At 27.4% G+C, this 22567-nt stretch carries 20 protein-coding genes and 1 other annotated feature; of the genes, 5 read left to right on the top strand and 15 right to left on the bottom strand.

Annotated features, from left to right (window positions below; all coding sequences use genetic code 11):
- Positions 1-49: 49 nt before the first annotated feature.
- Genes GOM42_RS06340 through GOM42_RS06330 form a run of 3 tightly spaced genes read right to left on the bottom strand, consistent with a single transcriptional unit; the run spans position 50 to position 2138 of the window.
- Positions 50-979, bottom strand: a complete 930-nt coding sequence (locus GOM42_RS06340; RefSeq protein ID WP_011590638.1) for a magnesium transporter CorA family protein — start codon at positions 977-979, stop codon at positions 50-52.
- Positions 980-1023: 44 nt separating this feature from the next.
- Entirely contained in the window at positions 1024-1947 is a 924-nt protein-coding gene (gene hprK / locus GOM42_RS06335; protein WP_110077428.1) for an HPr(Ser) kinase/phosphatase, read from the bottom strand.
- 11 nt (positions 1948-1958) lie between these two features.
- Positions 1959-2138 carry a DUF896 domain-containing protein gene (locus tag GOM42_RS06330; protein WP_003448677.1) on the bottom strand — a complete coding sequence of 60 codons (180 nt, stop codon included), beginning with the start codon at positions 2136-2138 and terminating at the stop codon, positions 1959-1961.
- Between the two features lie 304 nt (positions 2139-2442).
- Between GOM42_RS06330 and GOM42_RS06325 the strand changes: the two genes are divergently transcribed.
- Positions 2443-3465: a hypothetical protein gene (locus GOM42_RS06325; RefSeq protein WP_110077427.1), complete on the top strand. Its 1023-nt coding sequence runs from the start codon at positions 2443-2445 to the stop codon at positions 3463-3465.
- 131 nt (positions 3466-3596) lie between these two features.
- A complete protein-coding gene (aspD, locus tag GOM42_RS06320) occupies positions 3597-5219 on the top strand; it encodes an aspartate 4-decarboxylase (RefSeq protein WP_057231374.1) in 1623 nt (540 codons plus the stop codon).
- Between the two features lie 92 nt (positions 5220-5311).
- Here aspD and GOM42_RS06315 read toward each other — a convergent pair whose 3' ends face one another.
- From GOM42_RS06315 to GOM42_RS06290, 6 genes are all read right to left on the bottom strand, one after another.
- Positions 5312-5926 (bottom strand): DUF488 domain-containing protein, encoded by a 615-nt coding sequence (locus GOM42_RS06315; RefSeq protein WP_003472308.1) that lies wholly within the window; start codon positions 5924-5926, stop codon positions 5312-5314.
- A gap of 227 nt (positions 5927-6153) precedes the next feature.
- Positions 6154-6309, bottom strand: coding sequence for a zinc-ribbon domain-containing protein (locus tag GOM42_RS06310; protein WP_003481131.1), 156 nt, complete (start codon positions 6307-6309; stop codon positions 6154-6156).
- Positions 6310-6484: 175 nt separating this feature from the next.
- The gene (gltX, locus tag GOM42_RS06305; protein ID WP_110077426.1) at positions 6485-8143 is read right to left on the bottom strand and encodes a glutamate--tRNA ligase; all 1659 of its coding nucleotides are present in this window, start codon (positions 8141-8143) and stop codon (positions 6485-6487) included.
- A gap of 54 nt (positions 8144-8197) precedes the next feature.
- Positions 8198-8423, bottom strand: a binding site (T-box leader).
- A 386-nt stretch (positions 8424-8809) separates the two neighbouring features.
- Positions 8810-10486: a hypothetical protein gene (locus tag GOM42_RS06300; RefSeq protein ID WP_011590634.1), complete on the bottom strand. Its 1677-nt coding sequence runs from the start codon at positions 10484-10486 to the stop codon at positions 8810-8812.
- A gap of 15 nt (positions 10487-10501) precedes the next feature.
- Complete coding sequence (locus GOM42_RS06295) at positions 10502-11173, bottom strand: hypothetical protein (RefSeq protein ID WP_011590633.1); 672 nt, start codon at positions 11171-11173, stop codon at positions 10502-10504.
- A 318-nt stretch (positions 11174-11491) separates the two neighbouring features.
- Positions 11492-12526, bottom strand: coding sequence for a M42 family metallopeptidase (locus GOM42_RS06290; RefSeq protein WP_003477685.1), 1035 nt, complete (start codon positions 12524-12526; stop codon positions 11492-11494).
- A 143-nt stretch (positions 12527-12669) separates the two neighbouring features.
- On the opposite strand from GOM42_RS06290, the gene GOM42_RS06285 reads away from it, so the two are divergent.
- Positions 12670-13581, top strand: a complete 912-nt coding sequence (locus tag GOM42_RS06285) for a radical SAM protein (protein WP_003481127.1) — start codon at positions 12670-12672, stop codon at positions 13579-13581.
- Positions 13582-13637: 56 nt separating this feature from the next.
- Here the strand turns inward: GOM42_RS06285 and GOM42_RS06280 are convergent, their stop codons facing one another.
- Positions 13638-14348, bottom strand: a complete 711-nt coding sequence (locus GOM42_RS06280; protein WP_011590632.1) for a Crp/Fnr family transcriptional regulator — start codon at positions 14346-14348, stop codon at positions 13638-13640.
- A gap of 200 nt (positions 14349-14548) precedes the next feature.
- Between GOM42_RS06280 and GOM42_RS06275 the strand changes: the two genes are divergently transcribed.
- A complete protein-coding gene (locus GOM42_RS06275) occupies positions 14549-15616 on the top strand; it encodes a nitronate monooxygenase family protein (RefSeq protein WP_011590631.1) in 1068 nt (355 codons plus the stop codon).
- A gap of 66 nt (positions 15617-15682) precedes the next feature.
- Here GOM42_RS06275 and truA read toward each other — a convergent pair whose 3' ends face one another.
- Positions 15683-16429, bottom strand: coding sequence for a tRNA pseudouridine(38-40) synthase TruA (truA, locus tag GOM42_RS06270; RefSeq protein WP_110034720.1), 747 nt, complete (start codon positions 16427-16429; stop codon positions 15683-15685).
- A gap of 215 nt (positions 16430-16644) precedes the next feature.
- On the opposite strand from truA, the gene GOM42_RS06265 reads away from it, so the two are divergent.
- Complete coding sequence (locus GOM42_RS06265) at positions 16645-17370, top strand: ATP-binding protein (protein WP_041702749.1); 726 nt, start codon at positions 16645-16647, stop codon at positions 17368-17370.
- 67 nt (positions 17371-17437) lie between these two features.
- Here the strand turns inward: GOM42_RS06265 and sdaAA are convergent, their stop codons facing one another.
- From sdaAA to GOM42_RS06245, 4 genes are all read right to left on the bottom strand, one after another.
- On the bottom strand, positions 17438-18310 hold the full coding sequence (gene sdaAA, locus GOM42_RS06260; RefSeq protein ID WP_252597726.1) for an L-serine ammonia-lyase, iron-sulfur-dependent, subunit alpha: 873 nt from the start codon (positions 18308-18310) through the stop codon (positions 17438-17440).
- A gap of 3 nt (positions 18311-18313) precedes the next feature.
- Entirely contained in the window at positions 18314-18994 is a 681-nt protein-coding gene (gene sdaAB, locus GOM42_RS06255) for an L-serine ammonia-lyase, iron-sulfur-dependent subunit beta (protein WP_011590628.1), read from the bottom strand.
- Positions 18995-19025: 31 nt separating this feature from the next.
- Entirely contained in the window at positions 19026-20093 is a 1068-nt protein-coding gene (locus tag GOM42_RS06250) for a PTS sugar transporter subunit IIC (RefSeq protein ID WP_003460396.1), read from the bottom strand.
- Between the two features lie 223 nt (positions 20094-20316).
- On the bottom strand, positions 20317-22188 hold the full coding sequence (locus tag GOM42_RS06245) for a PAS domain-containing sensor histidine kinase (protein ID WP_011590627.1): 1872 nt from the start codon (positions 22186-22188) through the stop codon (positions 20317-20319).
- Between the last annotated feature and the right edge of the window lie 379 nt (positions 22189-22567).

Genomic DNA, 22567 nt, shown 5'->3' with positions numbered 1-22567 from the left:
TATTTTATCTTCTAATTCAATTCTATATTTTTGGTAATATTTTGTCAAACTATAGAAATTTTCTTATTTTAAATATTAGTAGCAAGATTATAGCCATTAAACTTAATATAAAAACTAAAATATAAAATCCATAAGGGCATGTTTTAAAGGGCATAGATTCAAAGCTCATAGAAAATATAGCCGTTATTAATTCTAAAGGTAAAAAAACTGCTGTTATTATTGTAAATACCTTCATTAATTCATTTGTCTTGTTGGCTAGTTCTGATTCATAGGCTTCTCTTACAATTGCTAACTCTTGTGATAAGGTATCTAAAGATGTAATTAACTTTTCTATTTTACTATTTATATTTTTAAAATAAACTTTATTCCCTTCTCCTATTACTTCATTTTCATCTATAACAAGGGTATCTCCAATATACCTAATTGGCTTTATAAGTTTTCTAAGTTTATAAGCTTCTCTTCTTATAAATAATAGGGAATTTAAATGCTTGCTTTCAGGATCTTTAAGGATTTCTAACTCAATCTTATCTCCTTCAGTCTCTAAATCAGATATTATATTATAGTTATTTATTATAATCCTATCTAAAATGTAATAAAGAATAATAGATGGACTCTTATCTACTTTAAATAACTGACAGTTCTTTTCTTCCTTTATGTCTTCAATTAAATCATATAGAAGTGAGATATTACTCTTATAAACAGTAACTATAAAACTTTTTCCTAAGAATATATCAAGTTCTTTAGAGATAATTTGCTTTTCAACTTGCTCTATTATATTAATTAAAATAAATGTATAATCCTTGAAACAGTCTATTCTTTGTTCCTGTTTATAGTCAATGCATTCATTTATACACTCATAAGAAAACATTTTTTCTAAAAGATTGACTTCATCTTCTTCCATTAAAATCCATGCTGGAAACTCATCCTTTTTCCATTCTTCAACTACTTTAAAATTTTCCTCAATATTAAATATAACCATATCATCACCTTTAATTCTGATATGGTTATAGTTTATACTTTTTATTAAATTTTACTCTCTTTTTCAATACTTTCAAGCATTCTTTTTTCAATTATATCAACTGGTGAAATGTCTGACATACGTTGATATCTATAATTAGCTGCGGCAGCTTCTATTATTACTGCTATGTTTCTTCCAGGTCTTATTGGAACCCTTAATTTTTTAACTTTAACACCTAATATATCTTGATATTCGTCGTTTACACCTAATCTATCATAATCTCCATCATCTTTCCAATGCTCAAAATGAATTATTATTTTTATTTGCTTAGAATTTAAAATTGAACTTAATCCATATAGTGCTGATACATCGATTATTCCCATACCTCTAACTTCAAGCATTCCAAAAGTTATCTCTGGCGATCTACCTATTAAATCTCCATCTATTTCTTTTATATCAACAGCATCATCTGTTACTAATCTATGTCCTCTTTTAATAAGTTCTAGGGCAGTTTCACTTTTACCTATACCACTTTCCCCTGTGATTAACATTCCTATACCATATACATCAACAAGAACCCCATGTAATCTTGTTTCAGGAGCCATTTTATCTGATAAATACATAGTGATTTTACTTATAAACTTAGTAGTTACCATGTCACTTCTAAGAATCCATAAGTTTCTCTTTCTAGCTGCTTTTAAAAGTTCCTCATGTATCTCTAAACCTCTAGTTATTATAAGACAAGATATATCAAAGGAAAAAAATTTATTTAATCTTTTCTTCCTAAGATCTGGAGACATATCTTCTAAAAAGCTCCATTCTGCTTTCCCTATAACTTGAATTCTTTCTGGAGCAAAATAGTTATAAAAGCCAGCTAATTGTAATCCTGGTCTATTTACATCACTAACATTTATAGGGACATTCTCTTCGCCAGTTTGAATTACCTCTAAACTAAAATCCTTTATTAACTTCTCTATTGTAACACCCACATAAATCACCCTTAATTTTTCTTATTTTTCGGCTCAATTCCTTTTAACTGTTCTCTTAAGTTGCTTTTGAATCTATTTATATATTCTTTTCTAAGTTCTTCTCTTTCTTTGTGTTCATCCTCTGATAAACCCTCTTCTTTATGCTTCTTGTGTAATTCATTTATTCTTTTTGTTAATTCATCTATATTCATGTTTATTCTCCTTTTTAGTATAACTTTAATTTGATTTAATTTATTTCTAATATTATTTTACATTTGTATCTATTTTTTAGCAACAATCTTTCTTACTAAATTCTTCATTAAATGAGAATTAAATTATAATATATATAAAAATTATATATATTATGTAAAAATCTTTGAAATTTTTCCCTATTTTAATTGTAATATATTTCAAATTCTTCGTTTTTATTTTATAATATTTTTAGAAACTTTTGTAATATGGCAAAGCTCACATTACTATTGACATAATTTATATTTGTATTAAGGGTGAGAAATTATGAGTAACAAAAAAATAAGCTTTAAAAATATGAACAATTCAGATAAGGTTAAATTAATAAATAACTCTTTAGTTCTAGATGGAATTTCTCTTAAAGAGCTTTCAAAAAAAATAGATATACAAAAGAAAGATATAATAAAATTTATGAATGAAGAAGGTTTTTTCTTTGATAGTACAGATGGTTATTTTAAAAAGGATAAAGAAGAATCTACTTCAATAGATATAAAGCCTTCAGTTGAAACAAGTAAATCCTCCCTTCCTAAAACACCAGAACGTGAGGATGTTCAATCTATAATAGATTCTATAAATGAAAAATTAAACGTAAAAGATATTGAAACTACTAATATATTATTACCTGAAATTAAAACATCTGAAAAAGTTAGTGTTACTAAGGAAGATAATTCAAAGGATAATACTAAAACTTCTCAAAGTATGACTTTAGAAATTCCTAGAGTATCTAGAACAGCTAGAAGAAAAAAGAAGAAAAAGAAAACTCTAATTAAAAGGATGATTTCATATTTTAAAAATAGTTTTTCTAAAATATTTTTAATTAAAAAGAAAGAAAATAAACCTTCTTCTAAGATAGAACATACTGATAATTTTAATAAGAAAGAAATCAACATAAAAGCTACAAATAGTACTATATTAGAAGAAGTTGCTATAGAAAAACTTCCTGTTAATGATGAAATAGAAACAACTTCTCATGGTCTTAACAGTGAAAGCAAGTTACCTTTTGAAATAAAAATACCTAAAAACTTTAAAGGTAGAAGAAGAATTCCTAAAGTAGATTTTGACTTAAATGAAATAAACTTTTTAAATTCAAATGAATATTCCTTAGAAGACTTAAAAAAAGACTTTAGAGATTTAAAACTTAATTCAGATTTTATAAAAAATATAAACTCTGATTCCCTAGAAAGTAATAGGGATAAATCTTTAGAAGAACGTGTATGTAACCTTGAAAAGAAAATAAATGAACTTGAAGAATTTTTCTTAGAAATTTTTCAAGCAATGTCAAATAAATAATCACTAAAAAGTGGCTGTATCAAATATACTAATAAAACTTATTTTGATACATGCCCTTTTTTATTTTATTATTATAGAAATTCCTCTTTATACCTATACTATGACTAAGCACAATTTTAGGAGGAATTACAATGACAAATAAAAATCTACAATTAGAAGAACTAAAAAAAATATATGGAAAAATAAGTCCCTTTGAATTTAAAAATAAATTAATAGATTTAGCTAAGGACAAAAAAAGTGCCCATATTCTTTTAGATGCTGGACGTGGAAATCCTAACTGGACAGCATCTACGCCACGTGATGCCTTTTTTACCTTTGGTCATTTTGCTGTATCTGAAACAAAAAGAACCTTTGAATCTTGTGATTTAGCTGGAATTCCTCATAAAGAAGGAATATATAATAGATTCTTAAATTTTCTAGAAGAAAACAAAAATTTTCCAGCCATTGAATTATTAGAACAAATAATTGATTATGGCATAAATGAAAAAGGATTTAATCCTGATGATTTCCTCTATGAATTATGTGATGCAATCATTGGAGATAATTATCCCTATCCAGATAGAATGCTTCCTCATATAGAATCTATAGTTCATGATTATATTTTAAAAGAACTTTGCTATCTTCCACCTTCAAAAAAATTCAAACTTTTTGCTGTTGAAGGTGCTACTGCCGCTATGTGCTATATTTTTGATTCCTTAATAGCAAATGAGTTACTTCAAAGAAAAGATAAAATAGCTATAATGACACCTATTTTTACTCCTTATTTAGAAATTCCTCAACTCCCTAGATATGATTTAGAAAGTATATATATTCATGCTAGTGAAATAAATGAAGAAGGAAGCTATACTTGGCAGTATCCAGAGGAGGAATTAAACAAATTAAAAGATCCATCAATAAAGGCTTTATTTTTAGTTAACCCAAGCAATCCTCCTTCTATGGCCATTCATGATAAAAGTAAGGAGCTTTTAAAGGATATAGTTACTAACTATAATCCAAATTTAATGATAATTTCTGATGATGTTTATGGAACCTTCGTTAATAAGTTTCAATCATTAGTGGCTGATCTTCCTAATAACTCCATAGGTGTTTATTCATATTCTAAATACTTTGGAGTAACTGGTTGGAGACTTGGTACCTTGGCCCTTTATGAAGATAATATATTTGATAAACTAATAAGTGAACTGCCTAGTGAGAAAAAGGAAATGGTAAATAAAAGATATGAGTCTCTATCAACAGACCCAGAAAAAATTCCATTTATTGATAGAATAGTTGCTGATAGCCGCCAAGTAGCACTAAATCACACTGCTGGGCTTTCAACCCCTCAACAAGTACAAATGGCCTTCTTTTCTGCATTCTCTTTAGTTGATAAAGAAAATACATATAAAAATCAAACTATTGATATATGCCACAGACGTCAAAAATTATTATTTGAAGGACTAGACTTACCGATTAAAGAAAATCCATATGATGCATCATATTATGCTGAGTTTGATTTATTGCAATGGGCTCTTAAAAATTATGGTCCTGAATTTGCAAATTATTTAGAATCAAATTATAAACCTGTAGATGTTTTATATAAATTAGCTGAGGAATCATCTATTGTCTTATTAAGCGGTGGTGGATTCCAAGGGCCTGAATGGTCAGTAAGAATATCTTTAGCTAATTTAGATGATGATGCTTATTCAGAAATAGGAACTGTACTTAGAAAAATCCTTGAGGATTTTGTTCATTATTGGAAATCTTCAACTAAATAAAAAATAAAATATTATTGTAACCTAACTTTATTTATTACACCTAACATTAAACTTTAATTAATAAAAGCTAAAATAGTAGTTATTCTAAACTACTATTTTAGCTTTTCCATCCTATATCCAATTTCTTTATTTGCTAAATCATATCCTTCTTCTATCATTTCTTCTTCACTCTTTTCATTTCCTATAAGTGAATCTATGGTAATCTGCCCTCTATCCTTAAAATATTTATCTAAAAGCATATTTTCTATTTCTCTTTGATCACATATTGAATAATCATGAAGTATATGATTAACCTTAAATCCATATCTTTCTAATTCTCTTCCAACTAATATACTTCTATGACATCTTACAGGTTCCTGCATAGCACCTAATAAAGCTATTCTATATCCTTTACTTATTCCTAATTTAAGTCTCTCTATTCCATTTTTAAAAGATTCTTCATTAATAACCTTATGAAAATCAGCATAGCCTTCTTTATTGTAAGATATTTTGCTATCTCTCTTTGCAGCAAATTCCTTTGCCATATAGATATATGTAAATCCTAAGTCATTTAAAGTTTTTTGAATTGCTTCCTTATTGTATTGCACATTATATTTAGAATAAGGTATTCCCCTTATATCAACTACACAATTTATATTATATTTATTTAACATGTCAACAAGTCTACTTAAATCATAATTAGAATGTCCTATAGTATATATCTCCATATAAAACACCTCCAAAATTTAATTATAATACTAAACTAAAATCAATATTGATTTTAACTCTTTTAGAAAAATGGTTTATTTTAAAGTTTCTAACCCTCTTTAATAACAATATAGATTTTTCACTATATATTAAAAATTATACATACTTTCAATTTAAGAAGAATTTTTTATTATAAAAATAAAAAAGGTTGTAAGACTAATCTTACAACCTTATAATAAACAAATTATTATCTATTGTTTCTTTGAGCTTTTCTTGCTCTTCTGCAATCTAAGCATCTTACTGGATCATTTTCAAATCCTTTTTCTTTGTAGAAAGCTTGCTCTCCCTCAGTGAATATGAAATCTGCTCCACAGTCTTTACATTTTAATGTTCTATCTGCCATTTTGACATCCTCCTTAAATTTAAAGATTTAAATGGATTAATAAAAATTTTCTTTAAGTTTAAGGAAAATTTTATTCATCTTTTAAAGCTTTTTCTGTTATGTTCTAATTATACCACTAAAAAATTAACATTGCAAGCTTTTTATTAGCATTGTGTTAAAACCTCTTAAAATCAAATTATAGAGATAAGAATTTTTTAAATCTTTCTCTTACAGCTTCTTCTCCCATAATTTGCATTATTGTATAAAGATCTGGAGTATTAGCTCTGTGAGTTAAAGCTGCTCTTACAGCTCCTGCAACATCAGAAACCATTCCTTTATATTCTTCTGAGTTCTTTTTATATTTCTTTCTATCAGTAGCATATCCTAATTCTACAGCAACTTCTTTTAAATCTGAGAACCAAGTATCCTTATCTGTATTAAAGTTATATGCTTTTTCATAAGCTTCTATTATTCTCTTAGCTTCTTCTAATTCTAAAGTTTTTGGTAATTCAACATCATTAGCTGTTTCCTTATCAAATAACTCATCAAAGAAGTAGAATATTTTTTCTCTAACTTCATCCCATTTAGCAAAGTCTTTTCTTGGCTTTGGACCTTCTTTATCTATATTGAATACTTCTTTCATCATAGCTTCTTTAGAAGTAACTAAATCATACATTTCTTTATCATATTCTTTAGCCCAGTTTGTATATAAATCATAAACAACTTCTGGTTTCATTTTACAGATAACATCTTTACTTACATCATTTAATTTAACTAAATCAAATAAAGCTCCACTCTTACTCATTTTATCTAGTTCAACTTTGTAATCATGATAATCTGCATCTGGATTTTCTGCTCTCCACTCTTCGAAAGCTGAGTTTATTATATTTAAAAGATATTCAATAACTGATTGAGATGGATATCCTTTTTCACTGTAATAACTTACTGCACTTTCTGGATCTTTTCTCTTTGATAATTTTCTTTTTGAACTTCCATCCATTTTCATTATTGTTGGAATATGAGCATATTTAGGTGCTTCTACTCCTAAAACTTCAAACATTTGAAGATGTATTGGAAGTGATGATAACCATTCTTCTCCTCTTATAACATGAGTAGTTCTCATTAATGTATCATCTATTGCATGAGCAAAGTGATAAGTTGGAAGGCCATCACCTTTTATTATTACTACATCTTGAAGATTTTCTGGGAATGAAACCTCTCCTTTTATCATATCATGAGCAACAACTCTCTTTTCAGGATTTCCAGGTGACTTCATTCTTATAACATAGCTTTCACCAGCTTCAATTCTCTTTATAGCCTCTTCTGGTGATAAATCTCTATATTTAGCAAACTCTCCATAACATCCTGGAGTTAATTTTTCTGCAATTTGTTTTTCTCTTAAAGCTTCTAATTCTTCAGAAGTCATAAAACATGGATAAGCTAATCCTTTTCTTAAAAGATCTTTAACAAAAGCTCTGTATATATCAGCTCTTTGACTTTGTTTATATGGTGCATAAGCTCCCTTTTCTGAGTTTTCACCAGTTATTCCTTCATCAAAATCCATTCCGAAGTTATGCATAGTTTTTATAGTATCATCTATAGCACCTTCAACTTCTCTCTTTTGATCAGTATCTTCTATTCTTAAGTAGAATATTCCACCACTTTGGTGAGCTAATCTTTCATTTATTAATGAAGCAAAAACTCCTCCTATATGTTGAAATCCAGTTGGACTTGGTGCATATCTTAATACTTTAGCCCCTTCTTTTAAATCTCTCTTTGGATATTTTTCAAAATAATATTCCGGTGTTTTGTCTATGTTTGGGAATATTAAATTAGCTAAATTTTCATAACTCATTCTTTTCACTTTCCTTTCTAAATTTATGTAATAAAAAAAGTCCCTCGTCCTAAAAATTAGGACGAAAGACTTAACTTCCGCGTTACCACCTAAATTAGTTAGCTAAGCTAACTCACTCATAATCAATTAAGGGAATTACCCCTAGACCTACTCCTTAAAATTTAAGATTTTCAGTCTAAGCTCCGAAGCTTCTTTCTATAAGATTATTTTTTAGGCTCTCACCCTCCCTAAATCGCTTTAAAATAATTACTTATGTACTCTTCTTCATCATAGCAATAAAATATTTCATTTTAAATAACAAACTCTATTATATCAGATTCTTTAAAGTTGTAAACAAAAATATTACCACTCTTAAATATAATTATTTCATAAATTATTATATCATAAATAACATAATACTATTATTTAGTATATTTCACTTCTTATAAAATACCCTTATTAAAATTATTGATATTTAACTTTTATCTTTATATATTTTTATATTTAGACATAATGAATAGACTTATAATGTATTTATTATAAAGTTAATATAATAATATTAACTTTACTAAAGGCTCATTTATATTATTTTGTTAGCTTTATATATTATGTTGATTTATTAAATATTTTATATTATAACTAAAAAAATCATATTATAACCTTCATAAAATTAATAGATGCCTTATCTTATATATTCACCTTATTTTTTATGGATTGCTGTACAAATCCCTTCCAAATTCTAAGATTCTCTTTATCCTTTAAAAGTTTATATCTAATATTTTCATCTTGAGAAGAAACACTACATATATTACTTCTAATAATCCAAGCCTTTAATAAAAAGCTTAATTCCTTAGAATAATCCTCAATTTCCTTTGTTAAATAAGAATTATAAATATTAATATTTCTAAGGCTTATGATTTCCTCAATATTTTTGTTATATTCCCTAAGATCATCTTTAATATAATTTTCTTCTTCTCCTAAAAACCATGTCCACAAAATATACTCATATTCCTGTAAGTTACAAATAACCTCTTTATCATCTAAATGTTCTTTTAAGTCCCATAGAGGAATTATAATATTTTCAAATAAATATTTAGATGCAAAGCTATCACACCTAAAACCTAACAGATTATAAAAAAGATTTTGCATAGAAAAACTTTTGTCTTTGTTATTAATTAAATATTCTATTATTTCATGTTTATTACCACATGAATTCTTTAAAGTTTCTATAAAATATACTAATAAGGGAGCCTTTGTATAATGTAAAAACTCTATTTTACCATGACTTTTTATGCTTCCTTCTTCCATAGGAATTATTCTAAATCTGCTTGGCTCTTTTAAAGTCATATATAAATATCTTGTATATAAATTTGCCATTTCCTTTTTAAACTTTATATCTAGGCTTTCTTTTAATCCATCTTCTATGGATTCTAAAGCTAAGTTTTCATAATAAGTAGCTAATCCCTCTGTTAACCAAAGATTTGGAGGAAGATGATAAACTCTTGATTTTAAAAGATCATCCATAAAGGCATGAAAAATTCTATGGGATAATAATTGCCAATCTCTCTTTTTATTCATATCAAAAGTAGCACTTATAATATTTTTCCCACTTCCGCCTAATATATAAGAGTTCTCCTTTTTGCTCTTTCTAAGTAAAACTATATTCAAATCTTTCTTATTTAGAGAATCTATTTTAAATAAATCATAATAATAATCACAAATAGACTTTATATTTCTTACAAGCTCTTCATTACTACTGTCATTTAAAAATGTATTTTCAATACTACTATATAAATGTACTTCTCCATATTCTTTCTTTAAAACAACTTCTTCAAAAAAGCCAAAGGTATATGAAGACTTCATTATTTCATATAGGTCACTCCAAGTACCCCCTACACACTTTGACTTAAAATCATTTTCTTTAAAAGGTATTATACTTTTATAATCCTTTTCACTATAGACTTCACTCTTTATATCTTCTATAAGATTGGTAAAATCTATTTCTAGGATGCAATTTAATTTTAGGTCATCATTCATTGTAAGCATTTCAACTGGTAACATAAGTATTTGTTCACCCATAAAGCTTATTAAATCCTCTTCTATTTCTCCACCTTTTCCATGCTTTCCTAAGTTACCTATTAAAACCTCATATTCTAAAATCAAATCCCTGCTTTTATTATTAATATATATAAAGTTTGAATCGCAATAAAACTCCTCTTTACACTTTATATTGTTTATTTTTGTTTTACCCCTATAAAGCTGAATTTCTCTTAAATTAACATCTTTAATCTTAAGACTTATATTTAGTCCCTCTTCTGTATTTAAACTTTTCCTAACTAAAAATTTAATATCTCCATATTCCATTTATACCCTCCTAATCTAAGTCTCTGTATTTCTAATAACTTCTCCAGATTTATTTATATATAATTTTTCTAAAGGTTCAAAGATTCCTTCTTTTTTCAAAGTATTAGAGTATATATTAACTCCATAATAAATCTCATTATTAATTTCTTTTTCTCCCCATATGTCTACATCTAAATCTTTATTATTTAATTTTGCTTCATAATTTCTTGCAATATTCTCTAACTCCATAATCTCATTGTTGCTTATATTCAAATTTGTTATGAGACCCTCTATTCCACTTAAAGGTTCCCCATTTTCACCCTTTAAAACATTTCCCTTTTTATTTATAAGAATTCTATCTACTACTCCCGTTAAATCATTACCTTTTACACTTTTAGAATATAAGGTTATTTGATAGTATCTTTCCTTTCCTATTTCTTTAAATCCATCTATATTAGCGCCTAAATCTAAGAAAGTAGCCCTTTCCCTATATTTTAAAGCATAATTCTCTATTATCTTTTTTTCTTCATTAGTTAAAGGGGCTTTTTCCCCAGTATAATACAAGTCTTTATAGGATTCTTTGTCTAATGAAATATTGGTAGCATTATTTAAATCAACTTCTTTTTCTAAAAAAGTACTTCCATAAATTAATCCTTCACTTAAGAATAAAGTAGAAACTAAAATACTTACTATTAAAAACTCTTTCATTCTCTACACTCCAATTAACTTTATCTTAAGTATATTATTTACAAAAGTTTTATTTATTAATCACCTTATAATGTAGTTTCATTTAATCCTAATATTATCTAAGGAAAATTCAAAGTTAAATTCAAATTAACTATTTTAGTTTTATTAATTTTAATATTAGCTAACCCTTAATTCAAGTAAAAAAATTATTAATTATGTAGTTCATATCTTATATTTTTAAGTGAAATATATAAATAGTTATATAATAATCTAAAAAAAGTCACCTAAAAGTATTTTTCACTTTTAGATGACTCAAATTTGTTAATTATTTTTCTTATTTTACCTTGTTAAATATAAATATATTAGTTTTATGGTGTTTTCTAAAGCATCATAGTGAGTTCTCTCCATACCATGTGAAGCGTGAACTCCAGGGCCTATAAGGCCACCTTTTATATTATTTCCACCTCGTAAGGCAGCTCCAACATCTGAGCCGTATCTAGGGTATATATCTACTGCATAGCTTAAATTATTATTTTTAGCTAATTCTATAAGATCTGATGTAATTTTATAGTCATAAGGTCCCCCTGAATCCTTAGCACAAATAGAAACATCATACTCTGTGCAACTTAAGTCATCACCAATGCATCCCATATCTACTGCTATAAATTCAGTTATATCCTCTGGTAAATATGATGCTCCATGTCCTACCTCTTCATATACAGATATAAAGATTTTTGTTTTATATTTAGGCTTTATATTTTCTCTTTTTAATAGCTCTAATAATCCTATTAAAGCTGATACACTTCCCTTATCATCTATAAATCTTGATTTTATAAATCCACTTTCAGTTATTGTTGTTTTTGGGTCTATAAAAATAAAATCTCCATTATTTATTCCTAAGGCCTTTACATCCTCTTTATTTAAAACTCTTTCATCAATTCTGATTTCCATATTCTTAGGATCTCTAGGCTTGCTTGATGCATCATCAAATACATGTATTGATGGGCTTGTGCTTAAGAAAGTTCCAGTATACTCTTTACCTTCCCTTGTTCTTATTATGCAGTATTCTGAATCTAAAGTTGGTACTATTGGACCTCCTACTAAATCAAACTTTAAAGTTCCCTTTGGTGTTATAGATCTAACCATAGCCCCTAAAGTATCTACATGAGCAGCTAATCCAATAACCTTTTCATCACTTTCTCCAGGAATGGTTATTACTCCACATCCCTTGTTAGTCAATTCTAGATCATATCCTAGATTATTAACTATTCTTTCTACCTTTTCCATAATCTCAAAACAAAATCCACTTGGACTATGGAAGCTTAAAATTTCTTTTGCTACATCTAAAATAAAATCTTTGTTTATACTTACCATATATTTCGCCCCCTCTATTTATATATTAATTATAACATATAGGCCATATAATGCCATAAATTACTATTTCTATTTTTAAGAATCTTGTTACTTAATCTCTTAAAATATATAATTAATATTGAATATAGATTAGAGGTGTTTTAATGGAAAATAAAGAACTATTAGAAGAATGTACTCTTTGCACTAGAAACTGCAAAGTTAATAGATTTAAATCTCTTGGTGTGTGCAAGGCTAGTGAAAAAGTTAAGGTAGCTAGAGCAGAACTTCATCCTTGGGAAGAACCTCCTATTTCTTTTAAGAATGGATCTGGAACAGTATTTTTTTCTCATTGTAATTTAAAATGTGTTTTTTGCCAAAACCATGAAATAAGTCAAGATTTTAAAGGACTTGAAATATCAATTGAAAGGTTAGCAGAAATCTTTTTAGAACTTCAAGAAAAGGGAGCTGAAAATATAAACTTAGTTACTCCAACACATTATGCAGTTCAAATAATAGAGGCTTTAAAAATAGCAAAAGAAAAAGGCTTAAGTATTCCTATTCTCTATAATACTAATGGATATGATAGTTTAGAAACAATAAAGTTATTAGATGGTTACATAGATGTGTATCTTCCTGATTTTAAATATTTTAAGGATGATTATGCACTTAAATATTCAAAGATAAAAAATTATAAGGACAATTTAATTCCAGTATTAGATGAAATGTTTAGACAGGTAGGTTCTCCAAAATTTTCAGAGGAAGGTAAACTTTTAAAAGGCATGATAATTAGGCATTTAATGCTTCCAGGTCTTTTATTTGATTCAAAGAAAGTTATCGACACTATATTTTCTAAATTTGGAGATGATGTTTATATAAGCATTATGAATCAATATACTCCTATGAATAAGTCTTGTGATTATCCTGAAATAAATAAGCCTTTAAACCCTAAACATTATGAATCTCTTATAGATTATGCAGCATCTTTAGGAGTTAAAAATGCATTTATACAAGAAAGTGGAACTAACTCAAAAGCCTATGTTCCCTCATTTAAATATGAAGGAGTTATGAAAAAATAAACTTTTAAATAGAATTTTTTCTAAAAATAAAATAATTTCATAGGAATAAGTGTTTCCTATGAAATTATTTTATTTAATCTTTCTATGTCTTTTATTATTAGAGATTTATTTCCTCTAATTTCTATTAATCCTTCGTGCTCAAATATAGAGAGTTTTCTACTCATTGTTTCTCTAGTTATACCACAATAATTAGCCATATCTTCTCTATTAATTGGTAAATCAATAAATATTTCCCCATTTTCTATTTTGCCATATTTTCTCTTAAACTCTTTTAACATATATGCTATTCTAACTCTAACATCATTAGTTACTAATTTATGAGCAAATTCTTCAGTATCCTTTAAACGATTAGTTAAGGATTTCAAAACAACTATAGCTATTCTTGGATTTTCTTCTAAGACACTATCAACTTTATCCTTATCTACAGCACAAACTATAACATCATTTAAAGCAATAGCATTAAATAAAATTCCTCCCTCATTATTAAAGAGGCTTGTCTCTCCAAAATAGTCCCCTATAGAGAATATGTGCATTATTTGCTCTTTTCCTCCTTTTGTCAACTTTGATGTCTTTACACTTCCCTTACTTATTATAAATAGCTTCGAAAGCTTTTCACCTTCATAACATATATATTCCCCTTTATTAAAATGAAAACATGTCATTCCAGTAGCTAATTTATTAAATTCTTCCTCTGTTAAATCCTTAAATATAGTAAGCTCCTTGTTGCATAAACAACTTTTATAGCCCTTGCAATCACATTTTTTCATAGCTCTCTCCTAACTTCTTATTTATAATCCTATATCTTTAGTATTAATTATAATATATTTATTCATATTTTTTTACTATTAATTAATTTATTTTAATACTTGTTTATTTCCTAACTTATCCTTATAATATATTTATATTCAAATATTTTAATAGTCAAAATATTTGTTTTTCTAATTTTTTGACAGAAAGGATAGTTTCTATGAATATAAAACCACTTACAATTGGAAATTTAACAGCTAGATTACCTATTATACAAGGAGGAATGGGAATTGGAGTGTCCCTTTCAAATTTAGCTAGTGCTGTAACAAAAGCTGGAGGAATAGGAATTATATCCGGTGCTCAACCTGGATACTTAGAAGAAGACTTTAAGAATAATCCTTTAGAAGCTAATTTAAGAGCTTTAAAAAAACATATAAGAATAGCTAAAGAAAAATCACAAAATGGAATTATAGGCGTTAATTTAATGGTAGCTATGAATAACTACGCAGAGCATGTAAAGGCTGCTATAGACGCTGGAGTTGACTTAATAATTTCAGGAGCTGGCCTTCCCTCTCATCTTCCTAAATTTACGAAAGGTAGCAATGTAAAAATAGCTCCTATAGTTTCTTCCCTTAAAGCTGCCAAAGTAATTTTAAAACTTTGGGATAGGCATCATAAAGTATCTCCAGATATGATTGTAATTGAAGGACCAAAAGCTGGAGGACATTTAGGATTTACTAAAGAATCACTTGAAGATGAAAGTAAAAAGTTTGATTCAACAATACTAGATATAATAAAAGAAACTTCTATTTATGAAGATAAATATGAAAAGAAAATTCCAATAATAGTTGCAGGTGGAGTTTTTGATGGAAAGGATATTGCAAAATATTTAAAACTAGATGCAAGTGGAGTTCAAATGGCAACTCGTTTTGTGGCAACTTATGAATGTGATGCAAATATAAAGTTTAAAGAAGCATATATAAATTGTAATAAAGAAAGTATATCCATAGTAAAAAGTCCTGTTGGAATGCCAGGAAGAGCTATTAGGAACTCCTTTGTTCAATTTACAGAAACAGAAAAATCTAAGGTTTCTCATTGTTATAATTGCCTAATCCCTTGTAATCCTGCTGATACTCCTTATTGCATAAGTCAAGCACTTATAAATGCCGTAAAAGGCGATATAGATAATGGACTTATTTTTTGTGGTGAAAATGCCTCAAAAATAGATAAAATAGTATCTGTAGAGACACTTATGAATGAATTAGAAAAAGATTTATTAGAAGCATAAAATAATCTGTATAAAAGAGTATAAATACTAATTAATAGTTTAACTACTCTTTTATACAGATTTTATTTAATAATTTAATTCTAAAAGACAAAGTCCATGAGCTGGTGCTTTCTCTGAAGCTTTTGCTCTTTCCTTCGCTTCAAGTATATCATTTATATATTTTGGTTCAATTTTTCCAAGTCCTACATCTACTAAAGTTCCTACTATTATTCTAACCATATTTAATAAGAAGCCATTTCCATTTATCTTTATACTTAATATATTATTATTTTCATGAAATCCAATGCTATTTATGGTTCTTAAAGTTGATTTGTTCTTTGATTTTAAACTTGTAAAACTCTTAAAGTCATGAGTGCCTAATAAATATTTTGCTCCTTCTTCCATAGCTTCTAGGTCTAACTTTTCTTCAACATGCCATGCATATTTTCTTAAAAATACATCTTTGAACTTATTGTTATCAATAGTATATTCATAAGTTTTAGACTTAACATTAAATCTAGCATGAAATCTTTCACTTGCTTCTCTTATTTCCTTTACCCTTATATCTTCAGGTAAATATTCATTTATGTATTCAATAATTTGTTCTAGAGTCATAAGAGAATTTGTCTTAAAATTTGCTACATAATTTTTTGCATGTACACCACTATCAGTTCTTCCACAACCAATTAGTTGAATCTCTTCACTAGTCATTTTAGTTAGTACTTTTTCTAATTTATCTTGAACTGTGGAAACATTACTTCCCTTTTGGTTTTGCTTTTGCCATCCCTTGTACTTACTCCCATCATAATCTAAAGTAATTTTTATATTTCTCATTTTAATTTCCTTTCAAAAAAAATTTAAATATATAAATTTAAATTTTTAATTTTAATACTTAATCTAAGTTTTAATGTAACATGTTTAAATTGGAATATCAATTTAAATATCTGACAACAAATTTAATTTTATTCTAAAATTTTCACTCTTTTAATTTTCACCTTTTTATTATAAGATAATTAAATAAAGATTAAGAGGTGATTTTTATGAAAACCATGCAAAAATTATTAAGTAAAACTAGACAAGCTATAAAAGAATATAACCTTATTGAAGATGGTGATAAAATAGCCGTAGGACTTTCTGGTGGAAAGGATAGTCTAACACTTTTACATATATTAAAAAACTATCAAAGATTTTCTCCTGAAAAATTTGAATTAATAGCTATAACTTTAAATCCTGGAGGAGTTGATAACAGTCCATTACATGAGCTTTGTAAAAATATAGATGTTCCTTTTTATGAAATTCAAACAGATATAAAGGAAATAGTTTTTGATATAAAGAAAGAAAAAAATCCATGCTCCTTATGTGCAAATCTCAGAAGGGGTGCATTAAATGATAATGCTGAAAAGCTTGGTTGCAACAAAGTTGCCTTAGGACACCATAAAGATGATGCCTTAGAAACCCTTATGCTCTCCATAAGCTATGAAGGAAGAATAAACTGCTTCTCTCCTAAAAGCTTTATGCATAAAAATAATTTAACTCTTATAAGACCTATGGTGTTTATTGAGGAAAGTCAAATAAGAAAGGCAGTAGCAGAATATAATTTCCCAGTAATAAAAAATCCTTGTCCTGCAGATGGTAAAACTAAAAGAGAAGATATGAAAAATCTTATTAGAAGTTTAGACAAAACTATGCCTGGTTTTAAGAAAAATTTATTTAAATCTTTAACTAATACTGATCAAATGTTTGTATGGGATAAAGAAATAGTAAAGAAAATGTAAAAAGTGTACAAGTTAATACTTGTACACTTTTTTTGTAAATACATAATATAAATTTATATTATTAAAATTACTTATCGAATACTTTTTTCTTCAACATAAGCCCTGTTTTTGTAATAGCTACTCCTCCAAGTGCTGTTTCTCTTAAGGTCTCTGGAAGAGCCTTTCCAACTTGAGCCATAGCACTTACTGTATCATCAAAAGGTATTTTTGATTCTATTCCAGCCATTACAAGATCTGCTGCACATATAGCATTTACGGCACCTGAAGCATTTCTTTTAGCACAAGGAATTTCAACAAGACCTGCAACAGGATCACAAACAAGACCTAATATATTCTTTATTACTATTGCAGCGGCATTTAATGACATTTCTGGTGTCCCTCCCATAAGTTCTACAAGGGCACCAGCTGCCATGGCAGATGCTGAGCCACATTCTGCTTGACATCCACCTTCTGCTCCTGAAAATGTAGCATTTTTCCCAATTATAAGTCCAATAGCTGATGCTGCTAAAAGTCCATATAATAAATCTTCATCTTGAAGATTTAATCTTTCCTTAGCTGTTAACATTACCGCAGGAAGAATTCCACAAGAACCTGCTGTTGGACAAGCAATTATTTTTCCCATAGAAGCATTTACTTCAGATGAAGAAATAGCCATAGCTAATATAGCTCCATTACCTGTGAAAGATTTTCCAGATTCTAAATACTTTTGAAGTTTAAAAGCATCTCCTCCTATTAATCCACTAAGTGAATATACTTCTTCTTCTCTTCCTTTTGATGATGATTTTTTCATAACCTCTAAAGTTTTTGAAAGTTTCTCTAAAACTTCTTCTTTAGAAAGATTTTTACTTTTCATTTCACATCTTAAGGCATATTCACTAAGCTTAATCCCTTCTTCTTTACATATAGCTAAAAGTTCTTCTCCAGTTTTTGCAACTCTCATATGTTATTTCTCCTCTTCTTCTAAATTTATAAGTATAACTTTTTTTATTCCATCTATTTCTTCCATTCTCTTTATAACAGATTCATCAATCTTATTATCTATTTCTAAAGTCATAGTAGCGTCCATTCCCTTCTGAGTTCTTGAAACGTTCATAAAAGCAATATTAATTTCATGTTCAAGAAGAAGTTTTGTTACTTTATTTACAGTACCAAATTTATCATCATGACATGTAATAAGTGTTGGATATGCTCCACTAAAATTAGCTTCATTTCCATTTACCTCAACTATTTCTATGCTTCCTCCACCTACTGATGACCCTAATACCTCGCAAACTTTTCCAGATTCACACTCCATAACAAATTTAACTGTATTTGGATGGTAATCTCCTAAATCTCTTTCTATAAATTCAAAGTTTAATCCTTCCTCTTTAGCAATAGCTAATGAACTTCTAAGCCTTTCATCATCTGGCTTCATTCCTAATATACCTGCAAGTAAAGCCTTATCAGTTCCATGACCTTTATATGTTTTAGCAAAAGATCCATGAAGCAAAAATTTAACATCTATAATTTTTTCTCCAGCAACTGCTCTAGCTACCTTTCCTAGTCTAGCTGCTCCCGCTGTATGAGATGATGATGGTCCAACCATTACTGGACCTAATATATCAAAAACACAAAGATTATTCATAACTATCCCTTCCTCTATTTATCCATCATTATTAAACTACTAAAACTTCTTCATCTTCAACATTTAAATTATTTTCAGAATCTTTATTATTTCTAATTTCATCTGCTTTCATTATTTTATAATTTCTAAATATTAAATATCCTATCATACCAGCAATAACATTAAGAACTATTATTATTGCCGCAGTAATTAAAACTTTAATAGCTGGGTTATATGCAAACATTACAGCAAAACCAGCTATTGGCGTAGCAGTTCCTGGTGTATTATTTGTAAGACCCATTAATGCAACAACTATTCCTGATAGAGCTCCCCCTATAAAATTAGTTACATACACTGGTATTGGATTTGCAGAAATTATGTCTGCTTGTGTAAGAGGCTCTATAGCAACTGCAATAGTATCTTTTTTACTTCCAAATTTCATTTTTCCAAAGAATACAAAATTCATAAATGATGAACCAAATACTGCTAATGCTCCAATTGCCATTGGAAGTCCAGTTAATCCTAACATAGCTGTTAAAGCCATTGAGCTTAAAGGTGCAGTTGCAACCACTGTTACTATTCCTCCAAGTATAATTCCCATCATTATAGGACTAGCTGTTGATGTAGCTGTTATAACTCCTCCAATATTTTGTAGAGTTGTTTCTACAAGTGGATTTGAGATTGCTGCTATTCCCCTTACAAGTGGAGCTCCAAGAACAATAATAACTATTAAATCAAGACCAGCTGGTATTTTTTTCTCTAAAAACTTTATAACAAATGAACCAAGATAACCTGCTATAAATCCTGGTAATATTCCAAATCCTGAACATGCAAGACCTGTTAATACTGCATATACAGGAGAAACTCCAAGTGCTAAAGGTACTAAAATTGCAGCTGCAACTCCTCCAAGACTTCCATTAGATGCACCTACTTGTGCTAAAAAAGGTATTTGAAATACATCTCCAAAAAATGCTAAATGAAAGGCTTCAACTAAAAAACTTGCACAGGCAGCATTTGCTAATCCACCCATAGCCTTCATTCCATGTGGTGCCTTATAACTAAATAATGTAAAGCCTCCTAATACTAATAATAATAATAATGTTCCAAATAAGATTTGCATAATAAAATCCCCCTATGTATTTTTTAAATTTAATAATAAAATCATTTTATTAGTAAAATCATTTTACAACAGCATTTCACCCTAGAAAAGGTTTTCATGGTATAATTTACAATTTATTTTACTTATTAAAAATTTGTATAATAAATAACATAAATGTTCAAATTTAAACTTTTAATAGTATAATAAAAAATAAAAAGCTGTATCAATTGATACAGCTTTTCTTCTAAAGGCTATAAATATCTGATAATTCCACTTTGTAAAGTTCTTCTCTATTTTCTCTTTCACAGGATGTTAAGGCTATCTCATCTAAAACTTCACTTTCAATCTTTTTAATTGGAAGTTTTATTATAAACTCTGTTCCTTCTCCTAGTTCACTATTAACTCTCATCTCACCCCCATTAATTTTTACAAGCTCCTTAGCTATAAAAAGTCCTATTCCACTTCCCTCATTAACCTTGGTTAATCTATTATTTATTTTTTTAAATCTATGAAAAAGCAAGTCTATTTTATCCTTTTGTATGCCTATACCCGTGTCTTTAATACTTATATTTGCATACCTTTCATCAAAACTCATATAGACATCTATATTACCATTTTCCCGATTAAATTTTATAGCATTGGATAAAATATTTAATAGTATCCTTTCTAAATGATTCAAATCAAAAGCAATTATTTTTTCTTCCTCTTCTGTATCAAAAGTTATGGAAATTTTATTTTTTTCAGCAAAACCACATATAGACATTGTTATATCCTCAACACAACTTACTATATCATGATTTTTAATATTAACATTAAAAAAGCCTGCTTCTAGCTTAGTACTATCTATTAAATTATTTATTAACTTTAATAATCTAAAAACATTCTGCTTAGCCATTTTAATATAATTAATATAACTCTCTTCATTCCTATCTATATTATTTTTCAACTTTAATTCTAAAAGCTGAAGTGCACTGTATATTAAATTTACAGGTGTCTTAAATTCATGAGATATATTAGCAAAGAACTCCACTCTAAGCTTTTCCATCTCATTACTTTTTTCTATAGTATCTGTAATATCATTTATAACTATGATTCTCCTTATAGATTCTCCATTTTCATTTTTTATGGAGTTTGCTCTAAACAAAACATTTCTAACTTCATTGTCTGCTCTAACAATTCTAGCCTTCTCCATAAAAAAATTCCCAAAATCAATATTGCTAAACTTATATCTATCCTCTGGATGAATTCTATCTAATTTCACAATCATACTTTTTTCTTTATATAACTCTTTACAATTTAATCCATATAATTTTTCAAAGGCATGGTTTACATAAATAGTTTTTTCTCCTTCTTTTATAATTACAACATCATCTAAGTAATTAAAAACTTCAAAAAACATTTTATCATTTTTCTTAAGCCTATATTCTATAGCTTTTTTATAGGAAATGTCCCTTGTTAGTCCAATTATACCTTTAACTTCATTGTTTTCATCAAAATATGGGGATTTTACAGTCTCTTCTAAATACCCATCTTCACATTCAAATCCCCATTCTTCACCATAAACTTTCTTTTCTCTTGAATTAATAACCTCTCTATCTGTTTTAATAAATGTTTCTACCTTACTTGGATCATCAAAAAATATATCTTTATCAGTTTTTCCAATTATATATTTTTTCTCAATTCCAACTTTATTTTCAAAAGCCTTATTACAATTTATATATCTTCCATCAATGTCCTTAAAAAATACGTAATCTGTTAAAGAATCTAAAAATAAATCTAACATGTCTTTTTCTTTTTTTAGATTAATTTCTAGTTTATTATATTTCTCCAATAAATATTGACTAAACCAAATAATTACATAATCATTATTAAGAAGCTTTAAACTAAAGTTTTCATTTAAGTCTTTATAATACCCTTCTCCATGAATATTACTTTTACTAAATATAGTTTTAAAATCTATATCACTACCTAGTACTTCACTTAACAATTTGCTATTAAATTCTTTTATGCTAGACTTAAGTACAAATAAATCACTAGAATCTTTATTCTTTAGCTTCCCATAAATATAATCCATAGGACATGACTCTAATATTTCTTCAAAATTAAAATCCTTCATAATAGTATAACTCCCCTTTAAGTTATGAAAATCAATTATTTTCAAGTTAAAACATTCTTTCCCTTATTTTATTTTTATTATATTCATTTTGGAACTTTAAAACAATATATTAAGTTTATTTTAATTATGTAAAAATATGATAAAATAATATATTAAATATATTTTCTACATTAAATTTTATATTAAGTCAAGTTCAAATTATTTCATTTAAAGTTAATTAATAGTATATATATCTTTATTTAATCAATAATTCATTATTTTAATAATTTTTTCTAATTTTACCCCTAAATTACAAAAGAGTATAATTAATATAATACAAGTATTTAATTAATAAAATTTATTTATTAATATTATTAATTGTAAACTTTAACAATATAAA

Source organism: Clostridium sp. 16K-1-R1, assembly GCF_023921145.1.
GTDB classification, from domain to species: domain Bacteria; phylum Bacillota; class Clostridia; order Clostridiales; family Clostridiaceae; genus Sarcina; species Sarcina perfringens.
The sequence above is the reverse complement of the archived record's forward strand: the minus strand, read 5'-3'. Positions and strand labels throughout refer to the sequence as shown.